This window comes from Streptomyces calidiresistens, from assembly GCF_014141525.1.
Classification (GTDB): Bacteria; Actinomycetota; Actinomycetes; order Streptomycetales; family Streptomycetaceae; genus Streptomyces; species Streptomyces calidiresistens.
Genome location: NZ_VKHS01001453.1, coordinates 1 through 649 on the forward strand (window position 1 = coordinate 1; position 649 = coordinate 649).

A 649-nucleotide genomic window follows, 5' to 3' on the forward strand; every position below is an offset into this window, starting at 1 on the left:
CCGTTCCCCTCCGTCCCCCCGGATCGGATCCCCCCGCCGCGCACCGGACGGCACGCGGATTCGGGTGCGCGGCGCTCAGGCCACCAGTTCCCCGAAGCACAGGTCCCGGTCCCGGCCGGGGCCGAGCGTGCGGTCCTCGCGCAGCCGGCGCAGGGTGCGCCAGATGCTGCTCTTGACCGTGCCGACACTGATGTTCAGGGTGTCGGCGATCTCCGGATCGGTGCGGCCCTCGTAGTAGCGCAGGACGAGCATGGTGCGCTGCTGCTCGGGCAGCCGGGCGAGCGCCTGCCACAGGACGGTCCGCAGCTCGGTGCCGCGCATGGTGTCCTGGTCGCCGGGCTCCTCCGGCAGTTCCTCGGTCGGGTACTCGTTGAGCTTGCGACGCCGCCAGGCGCTGATGTGCAGGTTGGTCATGGTGCGACGGAGGTAACCGCCGACCGCGCCCTTGTCGCTGATCCGGTCCCAGGCCCGGTAGGTGGACAACAGCGCGCTCTGCAGCAGGTCCTCCGCCTCGTGGCGGTCGCCGGTGAGGTGGTAGGCGGCGGCGTAGAGCGAGGCCCGACGCTCCCTCACGTAGGCGGTGAACTCCGCCTCCGCGTCCCCGGAGCGCCATTCCCCCGTGCGATCCCCCGTGATCGCCCCGCTCGCG

1 protein-coding gene is annotated in these 649 nt (G+C 72.4%); it reads right to left on the reverse strand.

From position 1 onward, the window contains the following. Positions 1-75: 75 nt before the first annotated feature. On the reverse strand, positions 76-636 hold the full coding sequence (locus tag FOE67_RS27785) for a SigE family RNA polymerase sigma factor (protein WP_182667561.1): 561 nt from the start codon (positions 634-636) through the stop codon (positions 76-78). Positions 637-649 lie beyond the last annotated feature (13 nt).